The following is a 16760-nucleotide window of genomic DNA, read 5'->3' on the forward strand; positions in this document are numbered from 1 at the left end:
TCTGCCTACATTCTAAAGAAAAAAGTTGACAAAGTCAAAGGCAAACCGTACAGTGTACTTTGTAAAGTAATATGTTTACAAAGTATCCGGATACGACGTATACATAAGACTGTAACCATCAAGGAGGAGAAACATTTGACTGCTGCTCAAAGTATATTCAGTCCGCGTTACCTGGCTTTGTCCATCGGTATCATCTTGGCCGTTATGGCCGTTGGCTTCGAAGGTTTGGCCGTAACGACCGTAGCGCCTGCGATCGCGGGCGATTTGAAAGGCATCCAGCTGTACGGCTGGATTTTCAGCGCTTATCTGCTGGCGCAAATCATCGGAACGCTCGTTGTCGGGCGTCAAATCGACAGGAAGGGACCTGCGGTTCCTTTCACCATTGCGATTGTTTTATTTGCGGCCGGATTGATTCTTGCGGCGGTTGCGGGCAATATGATGGTCCTGATCGCTTCCCGGGCGCTTCAGGGGTTCGGTGCGGGAGCCATGATGACTTGCGTATATACCGCTATATCGTTAAGCTACCCGGATGAGCTTCGTTCGAAAATTCTGGGCGCTTTCGGTACCGCCTACGTTTTGCCTTCCATGATCGGGCCCTACGTAGCGGGTGTTATTGCTCAGCAGCTCTCTTGGCGGTTTGTGTTCTGGGGCGTTCTGCCTTTTTTGCTGCTTGCGGCACTACTGAGCCTGAACGTGTTCCGTAAATTGAAAGTAACGGCAGTTCAAAGGAAGAGCGACTCCGGCGCCACTTGGCTATCCATCCTGCTGGCAGTCGGTACGGGGGTTTTCTTAAGCGGCTTAGGCATGCTTCCTAAACCGATGGGTATCGTTCTCTTAATCGTCGGCTTGGTTCTTATGGCGCAGCCTCTTCGCAAACTGCTGCCTGCCGGCACTCTTACGTTTCGTTTAGGATTGCCGTCTCTCTTGGCTTCACGCGGGTTGTTTTTCGCAGCTTATGTGAGTACGCAGAACTTTCTAGTGCTGGCGCTTACGGATGTAAAAGGAGTGGCGGCGGATATGGCGGGGCTGATCGTCGCAAGCGCTGCATTAAGCTGGTGTGCCGTATCGTTTATGCAGTCTCGGTGGGACGCTGCGGATCAAGGACGGGGACGCCGCAAAAGAATCATAACCGGCGTGCTGTTAATGATCGTCGGAATCGCTATCGTCGTATGGGTGCCGGGAATCAATATTGCCTTGTCCGTGATCGGCCAAATGATTACCGGTATCGGGATCGGATTGGCGCATCCGACTAGCGGCGCCGTTGCTTTCATGAATGCGAGGGAAGGGGAGTCGGGGGAAGTTTCCGCAAACCTGCAGTTCGCCGATTCCTTTACGCCAGGCGTGGTCATCGGGATCGGCGGTGCGATCATTGCCGTCAGCCAAGCGACGGGGATGTCCATGGAAGCCGGGATCGTAGGCGCGATGGTCCTTCATTTGGCGTTGATTGTGATGAGCCTGCTTGCAAGTACCCGGACTGTAGCGGGCTATTCGGGGAGCAAGCAGTTTGTGCAGGGTTAGTTTCGCGGCTTGGAGATGCGTATGACGGTAGAGCGGCAGGGCTGGACCTGCCTCTGGCACGTATCGGCCGAATCAGCAGTATTCGAACCGGGAGTGATTCTCTTGACCTTGAACCATGCGAACGAGAACGAGTCGTCCACCCGCCGGCATCTGGTTTGGCTTATTAAAACGCAAGGCCCGCTCAGCACAAGCCATTTGACGAACCAATTGTCGATTACGGATGCTGCCGTCCGGCATCATCTGCACGCCCTCGAGAAAGAAGGGCTGATCCAATCCAAGACCGTCCACCAATCGATGGGCAGGCCGACCCTTTTTTACCGGTTAACGGAAGCAGGCAATCGTTTGTTCCCTGCCGGTTATCATACGCTTGCCCTTGATCTGTTGGATGAGCTTATTCAAGAATTCGGAACGGACAGCGTTGACCGCGTATTCCGTAACCGGATGAAAGCCATGCGCAAGAATTACGAGCTGAAGATAAACGGCAAAAGCTTGCAAGAAAAAATCGGGCAGCTGGCCAATATCCAACATGAAAACGGCTATATGGCCGAATGGGCCGAGAACGGTGACGAGCCCGGACAATATGTGTTGACCGAGCATCATTGTCCGGTTATCCGAATCGCCGATCCATACTCGCAGGTTTGCCGGTATGAGCTTGAGCTGTTCGAAGCCTTATTGGATGCGGAAGTCAAACGAACGGATTGTATAGCCCAAAACGGCCGAAGCTGCGTGTATCTTATTCAATCGCGCAAGTAAGACCTTTCCGCTCTCTCAGGCGGATATAAGCGATCGATTTCATGGCGAAGCCCGAGCAGAATGCCGCTCAGCGAATCCGTTAGCGAGGCGAGGGACGCTTGAACGGAACCTTTTTCAAAAAGCTCCAGAGAGCAAGGAAGCTCCTCCTCGTCGAGCACAAAAAAGCTGCCGCACGGGAGCGCGACGACATCGACGATCATGTCTTCAAAGATGACCGCCTCGTCCGAAATCCATGTGTGTCTTACGATGTTGAAATAGGAACCGATATAGCTGCCGGATTCGTCCCGCCACAAATATGCGTTGTATGCCTTGTCCGTCCAGTAAAAGGCGATCGTATGGCTACCTGACGGAACGAGCAGCTCCGCTTCGCCCGCCGGGATGGAGAAAGGACTTGCGACTCGATGAAGGAGGACGGCATGATGCTCGCCTCTGTCCAGCAGCGTGCAGTCGTATTCGACGACGGAGCCGTCATAGCGTATTTTGCGTTCTATCATAGGGGGGCCGCCTTTGGTCGTTTATTGAAGGAAGTAGATGATTCGATTATAGCCGAGACGACTACGATAGGCCATTTCATAGCTTCGGGAAGGGAATGACGGTTCCTCCGCTGAATTAGTATACGATCAAAGCAATCGCAGCGAAGGAATGATGCAATGAAGACGAATATGACGATCCAGGCCATGAAATACGGAAACCGCCTGCATTACGAGTGGAACACCGCCTTGCTAGAAAAAACCGAATCGCATCTATTCGTGCTGGGCGAATATGGAAGGAAGCTGCAGCACTATACGAAGCAAAAAGTATTCACTGTGGAAAACTGGACCATCGAATTTTTTTCGTTCGAATCCTGGTTTACGGTAAGCGCCGATGTGAGAAACGGGAGCATCGAGCAGTACTATTGCAATATCAACGAGCCAGCCCAAATCAAGGGCAGCACGGTAACCTTCGTGGATCTGGATCTTGACCTCATCCAGCGAAACGGGGAATGGAAGGTTGTTGACGAAGACGAGTTTGCGATCAATTCCGTGAAGCTATCTTACCCGGAAGCGCTCATCGAAAGGGCGAAGCATGAATTGGAGAGCTTACAGACTCGCATAGCGAACAAGCGGTTTCCTTTTGACGGATCCCTCGAACGGTTTATTGACCGTATCCCTCAATAAAGAGAGATAAGCCGCGCATGCAGCAGGGGCAGTCTGTAAACGCATAGCGTTCCGGACTGCCGCTGTCTTATGCTGCACAGCACTACTGCAACACCATCCGCTACTCTGTCGCTTTGCGCAGTTCCGTTACCTCCATGTCGATGCGCCCCGGATCGATCCGTTCGAACAACAGCTCCAGGTCTTGTATTTGCCGGTCGTCAGGCACAGCGGTCATCTGCCAAGCGGGCTGCTCCAGGGTGAGGATTTTTCTAATCTTTTCGCATGAAAAGGGGAGGAAGGGATTCAGCAAGTTGGCCAAATTGGCAATGATTTGGACGCATGTGTGAAGGGTATCCCCGCAAGCGTTCAAGTCGACTATCACTTGCACCCATGGCTTCCGCTCATCGAAGTATTTGTTAGCGCGGCGGATGTTGGCGAAGATCCGCTCGAGGGCTTCCTTGAGATGTCCTTCTTCAATGAGCTGACCTGCTTCCTTGTACGCCAGTTCGAGCGTCGTCTTCCACTCGCCGTTTAGTTGTCCTTGCGGGATGCGTCCCCCAAACGACTTGTCGATAAAAGCCAACGTGCGGTTGACGAAGTTTCCAAAGGCTCCCAGCAGCTCCCCGTTATGGCTATGAATAAACTCCCGCCACGAAAAATCGGTATCCCGTTTTTCGGGACCGTGCAGCAAGCTTGCCAGTCGCCCCAAATGCAAGGAGCCGTTCGCGTAAGGCCATGCTCCTCCGATAAATATAGCTGCCATCATTGCCTGCCTCCTTTTTTTGGACAAATCAAAAAGCCCTCATCCCCAAAAAAAGGGACGAGAGCTGTAGCTCACGCGGTACCACCCACATTCATGAATGTCTTGCGACATTGACCTCTTCAAGTACGACGCGGCTGCGTTATACCCTAGCACAGTAACGGATGCGGGATCCGGCGCAGCCTACACCCGAATGAGGTTTCGATGCGCAACTCCGAGACCATATTCCCTGGGCTGTTCTTTACTCCTTTTCAGCTGCCGGAGCTCTCTGTACAAAGACGTCGCCAAGGTACTCTTTCTCTTCATCATTTTTATCAGAATATTCAATTTATTGGGATTATACGGAAAAGAAACGGCGATGTCAAGGGGCAGTTATGCTTTCCTCCGGAAGCAACGTGCCGCTTTTAACTCGATACGGTTTCCTTCAAGGTCAATCATGACACCGATGGTTCCCCACATTTGCTTATTATTGATTATAATAGAGATTGAGTCCGCGTCTCCCGTTTTATATCATGACTGCTTCGAAAAGTGAAGGCGGGGCTGAAGGCCGGTAGAGGTAATGATTTCGACTAGAATGATAGGACCAAGCAAAGGGCTGACTATATGAAAAGCGTACTCGTAACGGGTTACAAAGCGTCGGAGCTCGGTATTTTCTCGCTGAAGCATCCGGGTATCCGCATTATTAAGAAAGCGATCAAAAGCCGTCTCGCCGGACTGCTGGACGACGGGCTGGAATGGGTCATCGTGAGCGGCCAGTGGGGGGTGGAGATCTGGGCGGCGGAGGCGGCGATCGAAATGAAGGACGAAGGGCATGCCCTTCAGCTTGCGGTCATCACGCCGTTTCTGGAGCAGGAGGAAAACTGGAGCGAGGAGAAGCAGAACGTCTACCGTCAAATCCTTTCAAGGGCCGATTATATCAACAGCGTCACCAAAAGCAAATACAGCGGTCCGTGGCAGTTTCGAGCGCGGGATCAGTTTTTGCTGCGGAATACGGACGGTATGCTGCTTGTATTTGACGAGGAGAACGACGGTTCCCCGAAATTCATCAAGGAGCAAGCGCTGCGCCAGGCCGGTACGGAACATTACCCGATCATCAGCATTTCGGCGGGCGATTTGCAAAATACAGCCGACGAAGAGATGCTCTTTATGGAGTGAGGACCGGAGTACATCGGTTCAATACGGTTCGCCGTCGGCCTTTTTCTTTTTTCGTTGATGCAGGACATAAAATCTGATTCCATACCCGACGAGCGCTCCGGCAAAAGGCATCAACATGCTCCAGTACATAGGGCGTGCACCTACCCTTTTTTTAGTTACGACTTCTTTGAACAAAGCCACTTTCTTTAAGGATATCATTTTTACAGGTAAATCGACACTCATTTGTAATTATATAGCAAAAAAATACTAACTAAGAACGGAGTGAGCCGATGGTACAGCAGCGAAAGCCGGTTACGTTAAAAGACACGGCCTACGAAGCGATCAAAACACGCATCGTGAACGGGGAGTGGGAGGGCGGCACGTTTTTGTCCGAGAAGTACTTGAGCGAGCTCCTTCAGATGAGCAAAACGCCGATTCGTTCGGCGCTCGACCGGCTGGAAATGATGGGACTCGTCAAGCTGTCGCCGAAGCAGGGCATCATCGTCCAGTATATGTCGCTCAAAAAAGTGTTGGACGTTTACGAGCTGCGGCTTGCGTTGGAAACGTTCGCGGCCGTCCGTCTGACCGGAAAGCTTTCGGAGGCGATTAAGAACCAACTGGACGAAAATCTGGCGAAGCAGGAAGCGGCGATCCGAAACGAGGATATTAACGGGTATACGTATCTCGACCGCGAATTCCACGAGCTTCTCGTCTCGGGACTTGATAACGCCGAATTCGACGATGCGATGTCGCGGATGCAGGATAAATTCATGATGGCGCTGAAAGCCGGCTTTATTAAAAACAGGGAACGTTTGTGGGGCAGCCATACGGAGCATCGCCGCATTGCGGAGGCTTATGCAGGTTCCGATCCGAATCTGACGCAAAGCCTTGTAGCCGAGCACATCGAGCTGGTTAAAGCCGTGATGCTGTAGCTTTGATTTTTCGTACTATTGATGTATACATGTTAGACATATTGTGTATCCGAATCCCTCTATGGTACGTTAAAGCTACTTCGGTATTCACCAATATTTGGAGGGGAAACGGTTGAAGATTGTAGCGATCGATACGTACATTGCGGGAAACCCATGGAAAAATTGGCTGTTCGTGAAAGTGCGGACGGATGAAGGAATCGAAGGAATCGGAGAAGGAACGCTGAACGGTTTTGCCAAAACGGTGGAGGCGGCCGTTCATGAGCTGAAGCATCTCGTAATCGGCATGGATCCATTCGATGTGGAGACGATCGGGCTCCGCTTGTTCCGTGACGTGTATTCGGATGGCGGTCAAATACAAGGCTCAGCGCTCGCGGCGATCGAAACGGCTTGCTGGGACATTATGGGCAAGGCGACGGGAAAGCCGATTTACAAGCTGCTGGGCGGCCGATGCCACGAAAAGCTGCGCTGCTACGCGAACGGCTGGTATCGAGGCGCGAGGACGGCCGAAAGCTTCTATGAGAAGGCCAAGCAGGTCAAGGACAAAGGTTATACGGCGCTGAAGTTCGATCCGTTCGGCGCGGCATGGCGTACGGTGGAACGGAACGATTTTGCGCTTGCTTTGGACATTATAGCGGCTGTCCGCGATGCGGTCGGGCCGGAAACGGACATTCTGATCGAAGGGCATAACCGCTTCAGCGTTCATACGGCGCTTCAGTTTGCCGATGCGATGGCTGTTTACAAGCCGACCTGGTTCGAAGCCCCGGTGCCGCCCCAGCTCGTTTCCTCTATGGTTGAGGTAGCCAGAAGAAGCCCGGTACCGGTCGCTTGCGGTGAGGATTATTATAGCCGGGAGCAGTTTGCCGAGCTATTGAAGCACGATGCCGTTCATATTATCCAGCTCGAGCCGCAGTTTCTCGGCATTTCGGCTTCCAAACAAATTTGCGGTATGGTCCATGCGCACAACGGGGTCATAGCGCCGCACAGCGCGCAGGGCCCCGTTTGCTCCGTCGTATGCGCCCATTTGAATATGGCTACGCCGAATTTCTATTTGCACGAAATATTTGACGAGTTTAACGAGCCTTGGGAAGAGCATGTTTTGCAGCCGGCGATGCGCGTCGAGAACGGCTACTTGCAGCCGCCCGAAGGTCCGGGTCTCGGCGTCGAATTGAACTTGGAGGAAGTTCTCAAGCACCCGTACCAGCCGGGCAATTGGCTGCCGCTGTTTAAGCAGGGGTGGGAGCGTCGAGAAAGCAACTAACATAAATAATCGAGAGGCGGTTAAATAGATGAGTGCAATGATGAAAGCGCTAGTTTACGAAGGTCCTAAGATTATGGAAATGCGTTCGGTACCCGTTCCCGTTCCGAAATCCGACGAGGTGCTCATCCGCGTCGAGCAAGCAGGAATATGCGGCTCGGAGTTGAGCGGCTACTTGGGGCATAATTCGCTGCGCAAGCCGCCGCTTATTATGGGCCATGAATTTTCCGGCACAATCGAGGCGTCGGGCGGCGATGCGGCGCGGTTTCATAAAGGCGACAGGGTAACCGTGAATCCCTTGCTGTCCTGCGGAAGCTGCTCCTTCTGCATCAGGGGCAACGGCCATTTGTGTCCGAGCCGTAAGCTGCTTGGCGCGGCTTTGCCCGGCGCGTTCGCGGAGTGGATCGTGGCTCCCGCCCGCAACGTATACCGGCTGGAGGATCACGTCAGCTTCGAAGAGGGCGCGATGGCGGAGCCTTTTGCGGTTGCGGTTCATATTACGGAGCTGTTGCGCTTATCGCCGGACGACCGGCTGCTCATCGTCGGAGCGGGTCCGATCGGGATGCTTGTCCTGCAGGCCGCAAGGCAATACGGCGTTACGGATATCGCGGTGCTGGACATTAATCCGGAAAGGCTCGAGATTATCCGGGAGATTGGCGGGCTAGCCGCGGAATCCTATGAAGCTCTGCCGGAAGAGTGGACCAAAGCGGGCTTTGACGCTGCCGTCGACGCGGTAGGGCTCGGCGCAACGAGACGCCAATGCATAAACGCCGTCCGTGCGGGCGGAAAAGTTGTTTTTTCGGGATTGCACGAAGCGGACAGCACCCTGCCGGTTAATACCGCCGTACGGAACGAAATTCAGATGACCGGAGCTTTTGCTTATTCGTCCGCAGACTTCGAAAGAGCGCTGCATTGGATCGGGAAGGGTAAGATGAATATGCTGCCTTGGACCGTGAAGTTTCCGCTCGAGCAAGGGGCGGCATGCTTCGAACGTCTTCTGGGCGCACCCGGAAAGATTGCGAAAATCTTGTTGACGCTGCGCGAATCGTAATAATCGGAGGTCAGCCGTATGACATGGATGGACAAGGTGGTCGTTGTAACTGGAGGCGGCAGCGGAATCGGCGAGACGGTATGCCGCCGCTTTGCCTCGGGCGGGGCGAAGGTGGCCGTCGTCGGCAGGACGCTGTCCAAATGCGAGAATACCGCGGATGAGATCAAGGCTTCCGGAGGCGAAGCGTTCGCGCTCCAGGCGGACGTTGCCGCCGAGGAGGACGTGAAGTTGGCGATACGCAGCGTGATCGGCCGTTACGGCAAGATCGACGTGCTTGTCAATAACGCCGCGGTATGCCCGCAAATCAAACTGGCCGACATGTCCTTCGGGCAGTGGAACGAGGTCATCAACTGCAATCTCGGATCGATTTTTCTGATGTGCCGAGAGGTCATTCCGCACATGCTGGAGGCCGGTGGAGGCGCCATCGTCAATCTCAGCTCCGTGCACGCGCTCGCCACCTCCGAAGGCTATGCGGCGTACGCCGCTACCAAAGGCGGCATCGTCTCCATGACGAGAGCGGTCGCCCTGGACTATGCCAAGAACAATATTCGCGTTAACGCCGTGCTTCCGGGAGCCGTCCATACGCCGATGCTCGAATCGAGCGTGAAACGGCTTGACGACGACAAGGAGGAGAGCATCATGGACATTTGGAACGAGGCTCAACCGATCGGACGTGTCGGCAAAACCGACGAGATCGCTTCCGTGGTTCTGTTCGCGGCAAGCCCTGACAACTCCTTCATGACCGGCGCCGTACTTGTCGCCGACGGCGGCATGACGATCGACCTGTAACCGAATCGGGCGCGCCGCAATTCTGCGGGTCGTCGTTATTGTCGTCATTTTTTGTAGGCTTGTCGCGGGCCTCTATGCATGATCAGGTTGCCTTAACTGGCGACCCTTTTTTATTTCTGCAGCTGGCCGAGGCGGTGACTCTGCTTGATATGTTTCTTGGCATCGGACTGCGCTTCCAAGAGGGCTCAGCCCCAGGTACGCTTCAACTGCTCTCCATAGCGGAGCAGCGAATGGAATAAGCCTTCGTCCGGCGTTTTCATTCCATCAAGCAGACTCTCAAACCGCAGAGTCGTATCTTGCAGAAACGGGGGCAGCCACCTTCGTTTATTTTTGTTCCAAGAGAGTCTGGAGACGGTGTGGACGAATTGCTGCTCCATCTCGTTGTTGCGGATCAAGCGGATCAATGCTTGAAAGGCGTCCTTCTCGAAGGCGGACAACCGCTCGCTTCGTTCCGACTCGTCCTGAATTTGCGCGAAGCGCTTGACGCTCGACTCGCATTCCTCAAGCCAAGCAGCTAGTTCGCTGCTTCTCCCCGCATAAGCGGCATGGACGGCGAACAAAAGCTGGCTGCACAGGATGTCGATTAAATCGCCGACCTTGCGAGCGGAATGGTCGAGGATGAGAACGCCGTGTTTGGGCACAATTCGGACGTACCCTTCCCATTCGAGCCGTTGCAGGGCGGAACGTACGGGGGTTCGGCTCATGTCGAGCTCTTCGCTGAGGAAGACTTCGGATGTGACGGAGCCTTGATCCAGCTTGCCGCTGACGATCCATTCGTGAATCGTTTCGTATGCGATCTGTTGCAGGGATTCTTTTGGCTGTTGCGCCATGTTTTGCACCTCGTGAGTTCCGATCGTTCCCATTATTATAGCATGGGCTTCCCAATCGTCCATGTATGTCCAAAAGCCGCCAGGCTGCCATCGACTGCCGGCGTTTGGGTACGAGAATGGGAAGAACGAAAGACTATGGACGGTAACGAGGTTGAAAGATTTATTGACCAAATGTAGAATAAGTAGAGCTTACGTTGAAAAGGCAAGGCGTTACGAAAAGCTCTATACGGGTACTATCCGTACGAAATGTGGAATACGAAGTAAGATAAGAAAGGCGGAAATTCATATGAAACTACCTTTGCAGCAAACTTGGGATTTGGATATCTTTTTTCAAGGGGGAAGCGATTCCCCGGCATTCCAATCATTTCTGGAAGAGCTCGAGTCCGATTCGAATCGTTTTTTGAGTGCGCTTGACCGTCCGGCACCGGCAACCCTTCAAGATGCCGAAGCTTTGCGAGGACTCTTGGATACGTTACAGGATTTGCAGAATCGTATTCGGCAAGCGGGCGCCTTCATCACTTGTCTTTCTTCGCAAAATTTGGCCGACCGCAATGCCATCACGCTCGGCGGGAAGCTTAACGGCATACTGGCCGGCTATCAATCCGCAATGACCCGTTTCGACGTTCTTTTGGCGGGCATTCCCGAAACTGTTTTTGATGAGCTGATCCTCATGGACGAATGGCAGCCAATCGCTTTCAATCTGGACGAACGCCGTAAGCAGGTGAGCGAGAAGCTGCCCGCGGAGCAGGAAACGCTGGTGAACGATTTGGCTGTAGACGGCTACCATGGCTGGAGCTCCCTGTACGATACGACGGTCAAGCAAATTCGGATTCCGTACGAAAAGGACGGCCAAACGGCTATGCTGTCAGCCGGCCAGTTCGCCAATAAGCTGAAGGAACCGAACCGGGAACGGCGCACGGAGCTGTTCCGCCAGTGGGAGGAGACTTGGAAGGCGCGGGAGGATTTTTGCGCGGATGCGCTTAACCATCTTGCCGGCTTCCGCCTTCAGTTGTATAAGCATCGCAAATGGGATGCCGTCCTGCAGGAGCCGCTTCAGTTGAACCGGATGAGCGGCCAAACGCTGCAGGCGATGTGGGGCGCCATCGAACGGAGTAAGCCGGTGTTCCTTGAATATTTGGAGAGAATCGCCAAGCTGATGGGCGTCGAGAAGCTGGCCTGGCACGATTTGAACGCGCCGCTCGAGGGCAAAGACATGGAAGTAACCTACGACGAAGCGGCGGTGTTCATCGAACGGCATTTCCGGCAATTTTCGCCGAGGCTGGCGGATTTTACGGTACGCGCCTTCGAAGAGCGGTGGGTGGAAGCCGAAGACCGTGCGGGCAAACGTCCTGGCGGTTTCTGCACCTCATTTCCGGTAAGCGGTCAAAGCCGGATTTTCATGACGTACTCGGGTGCGGGCAATTTGTCGACGCTCGCTCACGAGCTTGGCCATGCGTTCCATCAGCACGTGATGGACGAGCTGCCGCCGATTTCCCAGCGCTATGCGATGAATGTAGCCGAAACGGCGTCGACCTTTGCCGAAATGATCGTCAGCGACGCGGCGCTTAAGGAAGCGTCCACACGCGAGCAAAAGCTGTTCATGCTGAAGGATAAAATCCAGCGTACCGTCACCTTTTTCATGGACATCCATTCGCGCTTCTTGTTCGAAACCCGGTTCTATGAAGAGCGGAAGTCGGGTCTTCTGACCCCGGATAAGCTGAACGAGCTCATGGTCGAAGCGCAGAAAGAAGCTTATTGCGATGCGCTTAGCGAGTATCATCCGCATTTTTGGGCATCGAAGCTGCATTTCTACAAGACGGGCGTGCCGTTCTACAACTTCCCGTACACGTTCGGCTTCCTGTTCTCGTCGGGCATCTACGCGATCGCGCTGCAAGAAGGGGCGTCGTTCGAGGACAAGTATATCGCCTTGCTGCAGGATACGGGCCGTATGACCGTTGAACAGCTTGCCGAGAAGCATTTGGGCGTCGACTTGACGCAGCCGGCTTTCTGGGAAAATGCGATCGCCCTTTCGATCGAGGACGTACGCCAGTTTCTCGATATGACGGACGAGGAATAAGAAGCAGGTAACGAGCATAACGGATTATCGGAAATAAAAAGTAAGCGGCGATCGTTTCCCTTTTTATAAAGGAAGCGACCACCGCTTTTTTTGTGCAGATCCGGCCCGGTAGCGGTTATAACGGAAAATAAGCAGGGTTTTACAAGGATGCTCATTCATTTTTCGCCGATCCTGCCGTGCCGAAATCTTCAATGGTCAGATTTACGCTTAATTGGACAGGGACTTGGCTGAACGTTTTGTCCCAGTTTGTTTTTAGTGTTTCCCATCTTTTTGGATACTTGATTCGAATTTGTTCGCCAAATCCAGCTACATCGGATTGATATTGTTTTTGGATTTTCTCAAGCGTGCTGCGGACCAAACGCTCCACTTGGCGGTTCAAAGCTTTTTCGGCTTTTTTCAAAAATGTATTGTCAAACGGGTCTCCGGATTGCGTCCATTGTTCGCTTAACGTTCCTTTCGATTTGATGAAGACAGTAAAGGAGATGTTATCTTTCTCGACATGAGGTTGAATGCTGCATTTCATCGATGTGATCTCATAGACGAGTAGTTGTCCCGTTTCTTCGTCATGACCTTTGATTAATCCGTCCTTGCCTTTGCCGGTTATCCAAATAAATCCCTCTACTTCCTCTTCATTCAAGTAACCGATCAACTTGCCGGTTTTGCCATGAATAACGGAGGCACCCGAAAATTTTATTTCTCCGTCGCCCGAGATGACAGTCTGCAAAAGAAAACTGGAAGAAGACTGCATTTTACCGACCAGCTTTGCTAACGTAACGGGAGGCAAAATTCTGCTCGATCGATATTGGTTTTTGACGATTTCGTGAAGCCGGAATGTGGGAATGCTTGTCATTTCCTTGAGCTCCAACGTTTCTTTGGCAAGCCCGTTGCTTATATAAACGTAGGCGCTCGGTCTGATATGCTGATCGCGGAGATAGAAATCGAGCAGCTGCCGCAAATTCCTTGAACGCGCAAGTTTGTCGCCGATGACAATGACCTTCAAATGCTGGCCGGATATGGCTTTATCATTTCTCAAGGCAACTTCACGGGTAATTTGATGCAAGGATTCTCCCGTATTGGAAATATTGAGGTATGACGGCTGGGAAGCGCCCCCTTTACTACGTCCCCCTGCTGCTCCTTCCGTATTGATTACTTGATAAGTGGCGGTGATCAAGTCTTGCTTCGAAGAACTGGCCTTGATCCCTTTCAGCTTTTGTGCCAGTTTTGTTTCATCTCCTATATCCAGCGCCACTCCTACAGTTATCGCTTGATTCTCAATTTCTATGCGACTCCAGCATCCCGTTTGCAGCAAAAGTAAAAGAACAGGAATGACAAGGTAAAAGAGACGAAATCTGTTAAGCGATTGTTTCACTTGGACGCCTCCTTAACCTTGAGACAAGGAGCAGCAGGAGCGGCATAACACCAAAAAGAAAAAAAGCAACATTGCCGATTACGGTTCCGGACTTAAATATATCGTTAATCGTCTTTGGAATCGTGGCAAGGATGTAAATCGCCGGCAGCAACCCGTAAATAAACGGATGGATGTCCTTTTGGAATAATTGAGCCAAACCCAAAGCAGCGGCATAGTGTGTGACCGTGTAGGTTGCATACATATGCATAATCCAGAGGATGAGAAACAAGGATTCGTATCTTTCGAAAAAAATGCCGGTCAATTCAAAGCTGCGTAGCAGATCGATCGTCGGCCAGGTCCGGTCAACGACTCCGTCTACCGATAATACGCCAATAACGATCACGACGGTAATCAGATAATAGATCATGGGTACGGCTATCCCGATAAGTGCGGCTTTTATCGCTTTGTCCGGTTTGCTCATGAATGCCGAAATGATAAACATAATTTCAAAACCCGAGTACGGTAAAGCCGTTGTTTTCAACCCTTTTAGCACCGGCATGATGCCCAAACCCAATACCGGTCGAAGATTGCCTATTTCAAATAATCCGAGTCCCATAAGAATAGTCACTAAATAAACGACAACCGTAATAGGGAATATCAATTCGGAAAGACGGGCGATCGGGTTGATTCCGCCGATTATCAAATAGACGCCCACCCACATGAATGACATCATGATTGCCCATGTCGGGGTACCTTCCAAAAGTAACAGCTTGATAATTTCCGACATACTCCGAAGTATGGTTGCGGAGTTATAAAGAAAATAGGCTGCTACCAGAATATTGAGCAAACGGCCAAACCATTTTCCCATGATGTCCATACTAAATTGATAAAAAGTTTTTCCGGGATGCATGCGGCACAATTGTCCGACAATAGCGCCGATGATCATCGCAATCAGCCCGCCGATTATAACGCTAAGCCATACATCCGGGGTTTTGACCTTCTCTACGGACACTCTCGGCAGGGTAAGAATCCCAATTCCGAGAATGAAATTCGTTACGATAATTGCTGCCTGAGAAGTGGTTATCTTGTCCTTTAAAGCGGCCATGATCGCTCACTCTTTTCCGGTTGGTTTTTAGCTTTTACGCTTGGGATTTTGCGAATCAAGCATTTTTGGACGGCGTTTCATCAGTTGCAGGGGCATACGGATCATAAAATCTTTCCAGTCGCTAAAATACGAAGGAGCGGTAGGGCTTGCATACATCACGCCAAAGCTTTTCAGCTTCACCAAATGGGCGCATAGAAGAAGAAAGAACAGTACGACTCCGTATAATCCGAACAAAGCTGCAGAAAACATTGCCCCAAAACGAAGGATTCGAAGGGTAATCCCTACACTGTACTGCGGTATGGCAAAGGAGGAAATCGCGGTGACTGCCACGACGATAACCATAATCGGACTGACGATACCCGCTTGCACTGCGGCTTCGCCAATAACAAGACCGCCCACGATGCCGATCGTTTGGCCGATTGGTTTAGGTAACCGAAGACCGGCTTCCCGCAAAATTTCGATGGACACTTCCATAATGAGCGCTTCGATAATCGAAGGAAAGGGAACGCCGATTCTCGTGCTTGCGATCGATATCGCCAGCTTGGTGGGCAGCATGCCCTGATGAAACGAGATGAGAGAGATGTATAGGGAAGGACCGAATGTCGAAACGAAGGCGGCTAAATAACGCAAGAGGCGAAGGAGGCTCCCTGGAATCCAGCGTTCATAATAATCTTCCGGCGATTGTATGAGCATGCTGAACGTAACCGGAACGATCAGAACGAACGGCGTCCCGTCCAGAAGGATAGCTACACGTCCTTCCATCATGGCGCTGGATACGCGATCGGAACGTTCCGTGTTCTGCACTTGCGAAAAAGGACTGACATAATTGTCCTCAATCAACTGCTCAACGTAACCGGAATCGGGCATATCGTCCATATCAATCTTCCGGATTCTTTTGATTACTTCATCCACTAATTCGGGATTGGCGATGTCTTCGATATAAGCGACAGCCAGTTCCCTTTTGATACGACTTCCTACTTGAAAGTTTAGAACGGTCAGCTTGCGATTTTCGCCATACTGCCGCAAAAGCGCGATATTATCGTTAATATTTTCGTTGAAACCGATACGGGGGCCTCGGACTAGCGACTCCGAAACGGGCTCTTCCATATTCCGTGATTTTGGTTTCCTTGTACCGAGTATGAGCACATTATCCGAACCGTCAATGAGCAATACGGTCGAGCCTTTCCTTATTTCCGACAATCCGTCGCTCAGACGGGAAGTGCCTTTCAATTGGCAAATGGAAAGAACGGAATCTTTCAAATAGTCGATCAGACTGGAATGATCCGGAGGCAAAGTTTCCATGTGCATCAATGACTGTAAAATCTGTTTATTGATAAGCTCTTTATCCGCTATGACATCGATAAAAACAACGGCTGCTCGGATTTTCGATGATCCCAGATGAAATTCACGTATGATTACATCCGAATGATGTCCGATGTCTTGTTTGATCAAACCCAGATTGGCGGCGAAATCGTCTGAAAATAGAATTGAGGGTTCATGAAAGGGATTGCATGGCTGCGATTTCCCGTTATTTCGCTGTTTCTTTATCGCTTTTTCCAAAAAAATGGACAAACTGTATGGTATCAAACAGGCCAGAATCGCTTGAGCGAATACACTCCATTCTGGGAAATATGTAACGATAGTTTTCCACATACCGATCACCTAAAGTTATTGTGTACCATCCATAAATTTCTATACAAATCGCTGGACTCATTCAACCAAAGAAAAGGATTGCCCCGTGACGATGAGGGCAATCCCGTGAAAAAAGCGATTTAGTGTTAGCAATCGCAAGGAAAATAAAAAACCGCACAGCTGTTTTGTGCGGTTTCTATTCCTGCAAATGAATCATGGCAGTGGGTTCTCCCTCCGGCATTTTAAGGGCTCTCTTGTTATAAAGACTGACCGATAATTTCTATTATGCTCTTGGCGACAAGGAAAGGGACGGCGGCAAAGCCCAGCACTCCGTAAAGCATTCCTTTGGTCACGGCTAATACGTTTTTCATGCCGAATCATCTCCTTCGATCTCGTTCACCGGTAATGTTGATATTGTAAGAAAAGTCTGACAATTAGTC

Annotated in this window: 15 protein-coding genes and 1 other annotated feature; of the genes, 9 read left to right on the forward strand and 6 right to left on the reverse strand. The window is 51.5% G+C overall.

Annotated elements, in window-relative coordinates:
• The first annotated feature begins 135 nt into the window (after positions 1–135).
• Together ACKGJP_RS14230 and ACKGJP_RS14235 are read left to right on the forward strand one after the other, a co-directional pair.
• Complete coding sequence (locus ACKGJP_RS14230) at positions 136–1518, forward strand: MFS transporter (RefSeq protein WP_409346286.1); 1383 nt, start codon at positions 136–138, stop codon at positions 1516–1518.
• Positions 1519–1539: 21 nt separating this feature from the next.
• A complete protein-coding gene (locus ACKGJP_RS14235) occupies positions 1540–2271 on the forward strand; it encodes a helix-turn-helix transcriptional regulator (protein WP_409346287.1) in 732 nt (243 codons plus the stop codon).
• Here ACKGJP_RS14235 and ACKGJP_RS14240 read toward each other — a convergent pair.
• Positions 2256–2765 (reverse strand): DUF402 domain-containing protein, encoded by a 510-nt coding sequence (locus tag ACKGJP_RS14240; protein WP_409346288.1) that lies wholly within the window; start codon positions 2763–2765, stop codon positions 2256–2258. The two genes, ACKGJP_RS14235 and ACKGJP_RS14240, sit on opposite strands and share 16 nt — an antisense overlap.
• Positions 2766–2921: 156 nt before the next feature.
• Here ACKGJP_RS14240 and ACKGJP_RS14245 point away from each other — a divergent pair, with 156 nt between their 5' ends.
• The gene (locus tag ACKGJP_RS14245; RefSeq protein ID WP_409346289.1) at positions 2922–3428 is read left to right on the forward strand and encodes a DUF402 domain-containing protein; all 507 of its coding nucleotides are present in this window, start codon (positions 2922–2924) and stop codon (positions 3426–3428) included.
• Between the two features lie 100 nt (positions 3429–3528).
• Here ACKGJP_RS14245 and ACKGJP_RS14250 read toward each other — a convergent pair whose 3' ends face one another.
• Positions 3529–4173 carry a class I tRNA ligase family protein gene (locus ACKGJP_RS14250; protein ID WP_409346290.1) on the reverse strand — a complete coding sequence of 215 codons (645 nt, stop codon included), beginning with the start codon at positions 4171–4173 and terminating at the stop codon, positions 3529–3531.
• Between the two features lie 47 nt (positions 4174–4220).
• Positions 4221–4482, reverse strand: a binding site (T-box leader).
• Positions 4483–4770: 288 nt separating this feature from the next.
• Between ACKGJP_RS14250 and ACKGJP_RS14255 the strand changes: the two genes are divergently transcribed.
• The 5 genes from ACKGJP_RS14255 to ACKGJP_RS14275 all read left to right on the forward strand — a co-directional run bounded on the left by ACKGJP_RS14255 (position 4771) and on the right by ACKGJP_RS14275 (position 9328).
• A complete protein-coding gene (locus ACKGJP_RS14255; RefSeq protein WP_409346291.1) occupies positions 4771–5322 on the forward strand; it encodes a DUF1273 domain-containing protein in 552 nt (183 codons plus the stop codon).
• Between the two features lie 269 nt (positions 5323–5591).
• Positions 5592–6233 carry a GntR family transcriptional regulator gene (locus ACKGJP_RS14260; RefSeq protein ID WP_409346292.1) on the forward strand — a complete coding sequence of 214 codons (642 nt, stop codon included), beginning with the start codon at positions 5592–5594 and terminating at the stop codon, positions 6231–6233.
• Between the two features lie 112 nt (positions 6234–6345).
• Positions 6346–7491: a mandelate racemase/muconate lactonizing enzyme family protein gene (locus tag ACKGJP_RS14265; RefSeq protein WP_409346293.1), complete on the forward strand. Its 1146-nt coding sequence runs from the start codon at positions 6346–6348 to the stop codon at positions 7489–7491.
• 28 nt (positions 7492–7519) lie between these two features.
• Positions 7520–8539 carry a galactitol-1-phosphate 5-dehydrogenase gene (locus ACKGJP_RS14270; RefSeq protein WP_409346294.1) on the forward strand — a complete coding sequence of 340 codons (1020 nt, stop codon included), beginning with the start codon at positions 7520–7522 and terminating at the stop codon, positions 8537–8539.
• Between the two features lie 18 nt (positions 8540–8557).
• Positions 8558–9328 carry an SDR family NAD(P)-dependent oxidoreductase gene (locus tag ACKGJP_RS14275; RefSeq protein WP_409346295.1) on the forward strand — a complete coding sequence of 257 codons (771 nt, stop codon included), beginning with the start codon at positions 8558–8560 and terminating at the stop codon, positions 9326–9328.
• Between the two features lie 185 nt (positions 9329–9513).
• On the opposite strand, the gene ACKGJP_RS14280 is transcribed toward ACKGJP_RS14275, so the two are convergent.
• Positions 9514–10158, reverse strand: coding sequence for a GntR family transcriptional regulator (locus ACKGJP_RS14280; RefSeq protein WP_409346296.1), 645 nt, complete (start codon positions 10156–10158; stop codon positions 9514–9516).
• Positions 10159–10444: 286 nt separating this feature from the next.
• On the opposite strand from ACKGJP_RS14280, the gene ACKGJP_RS14285 reads away from it, so the two are divergent.
• Entirely contained in the window at positions 10445–12235 is a 1791-nt protein-coding gene (locus tag ACKGJP_RS14285; protein ID WP_409346297.1) for a M3 family oligoendopeptidase, read from the forward strand.
• 151 nt (positions 12236–12386) lie between these two features.
• Here ACKGJP_RS14285 and ACKGJP_RS14290 read toward each other — a convergent pair whose 3' ends face one another.
• Genes ACKGJP_RS14290 through ACKGJP_RS14300 form a run of 3 tightly spaced genes read right to left on the reverse strand, consistent with a single transcriptional unit; the run spans position 12387 to position 16341 of the window.
• A complete protein-coding gene (locus ACKGJP_RS14290) occupies positions 12387–13604 on the reverse strand; it encodes a Ger(x)C family spore germination protein (protein WP_409346298.1) in 1218 nt (405 codons plus the stop codon).
• The gene (locus ACKGJP_RS14295; RefSeq protein WP_409347160.1) at positions 13588–14691 is read right to left on the reverse strand and encodes a spore germination protein; all 1104 of its coding nucleotides are present in this window, start codon (positions 14689–14691) and stop codon (positions 13588–13590) included. Before ACKGJP_RS14295 ends, ACKGJP_RS14290 begins: the two co-directional genes overlap by 17 nt.
• A 24-nt stretch (positions 14692–14715) precedes the next feature.
• On the reverse strand, positions 14716–16341 hold the full coding sequence (locus ACKGJP_RS14300) for a spore germination protein (RefSeq protein ID WP_409346299.1): 1626 nt from the start codon (positions 16339–16341) through the stop codon (positions 14716–14718).
• Between the last annotated feature and the right edge of the window lie 419 nt (positions 16342–16760).

It is taken from the genome of Paenibacillus litoralis (assembly GCF_046244365.1).
Lineage (GTDB): Bacteria > Bacillota > Bacilli > Paenibacillales > NBRC-103111 > Paenibacillus_V.

Excerpts from the sequence above, each read along its gene's own strand:
- ACKGJP_RS14275 (WP_409346295.1), top strand. The coding sequence starts at position 8,558 with ATGACATGGATGGACAAGGTGGTCGTTGTAACTGGAGGCGGCAGCGGA.
- ACKGJP_RS14235 (WP_409346287.1), top strand. The coding sequence starts at position 1,540 with ATGACGGTAGAGCGGCAGGGCTGGACCTGCCTCTGGCACGTATCGGCC.
- ACKGJP_RS14280 (WP_409346296.1), bottom strand. The coding sequence starts at position 10,158 with ATGGCGCAACAGCCAAAAGAATCCCTGCAACAGATCGCATACGAAACG.
- ACKGJP_RS14300 (WP_409346299.1), bottom strand. The coding sequence starts at position 16,341 with ATGTGGAAAACTATCGTTACATATTTCCCAGAATGGAGTGTATTCGCT.
- ACKGJP_RS14245 (WP_409346289.1), top strand. The coding sequence starts at position 2,922 with ATGAAGACGAATATGACGATCCAGGCCATGAAATACGGAAACCGCCTG.
- ACKGJP_RS14260 (WP_409346292.1), top strand. The coding sequence starts at position 5,592 with ATGGTACAGCAGCGAAAGCCGGTTACGTTAAAAGACACGGCCTACGAA.
- ACKGJP_RS14270 (WP_409346294.1), top strand. The coding sequence starts at position 7,520 with ATGAGTGCAATGATGAAAGCGCTAGTTTACGAAGGTCCTAAGATTATG.
- ACKGJP_RS14250 (WP_409346290.1), bottom strand. The coding sequence starts at position 4,173 with ATGATGGCAGCTATATTTATCGGAGGAGCATGGCCTTACGCGAACGGC.
- ACKGJP_RS14240 (WP_409346288.1), bottom strand. The coding sequence starts at position 2,765 with ATGATAGAACGCAAAATACGCTATGACGGCTCCGTCGTCGAATACGAC.
- ACKGJP_RS14255 (WP_409346291.1), top strand. The coding sequence starts at position 4,771 with ATGAAAAGCGTACTCGTAACGGGTTACAAAGCGTCGGAGCTCGGTATT.
- ACKGJP_RS14285 (WP_409346297.1), top strand. The coding sequence starts at position 10,445 with ATGAAACTACCTTTGCAGCAAACTTGGGATTTGGATATCTTTTTTCAA.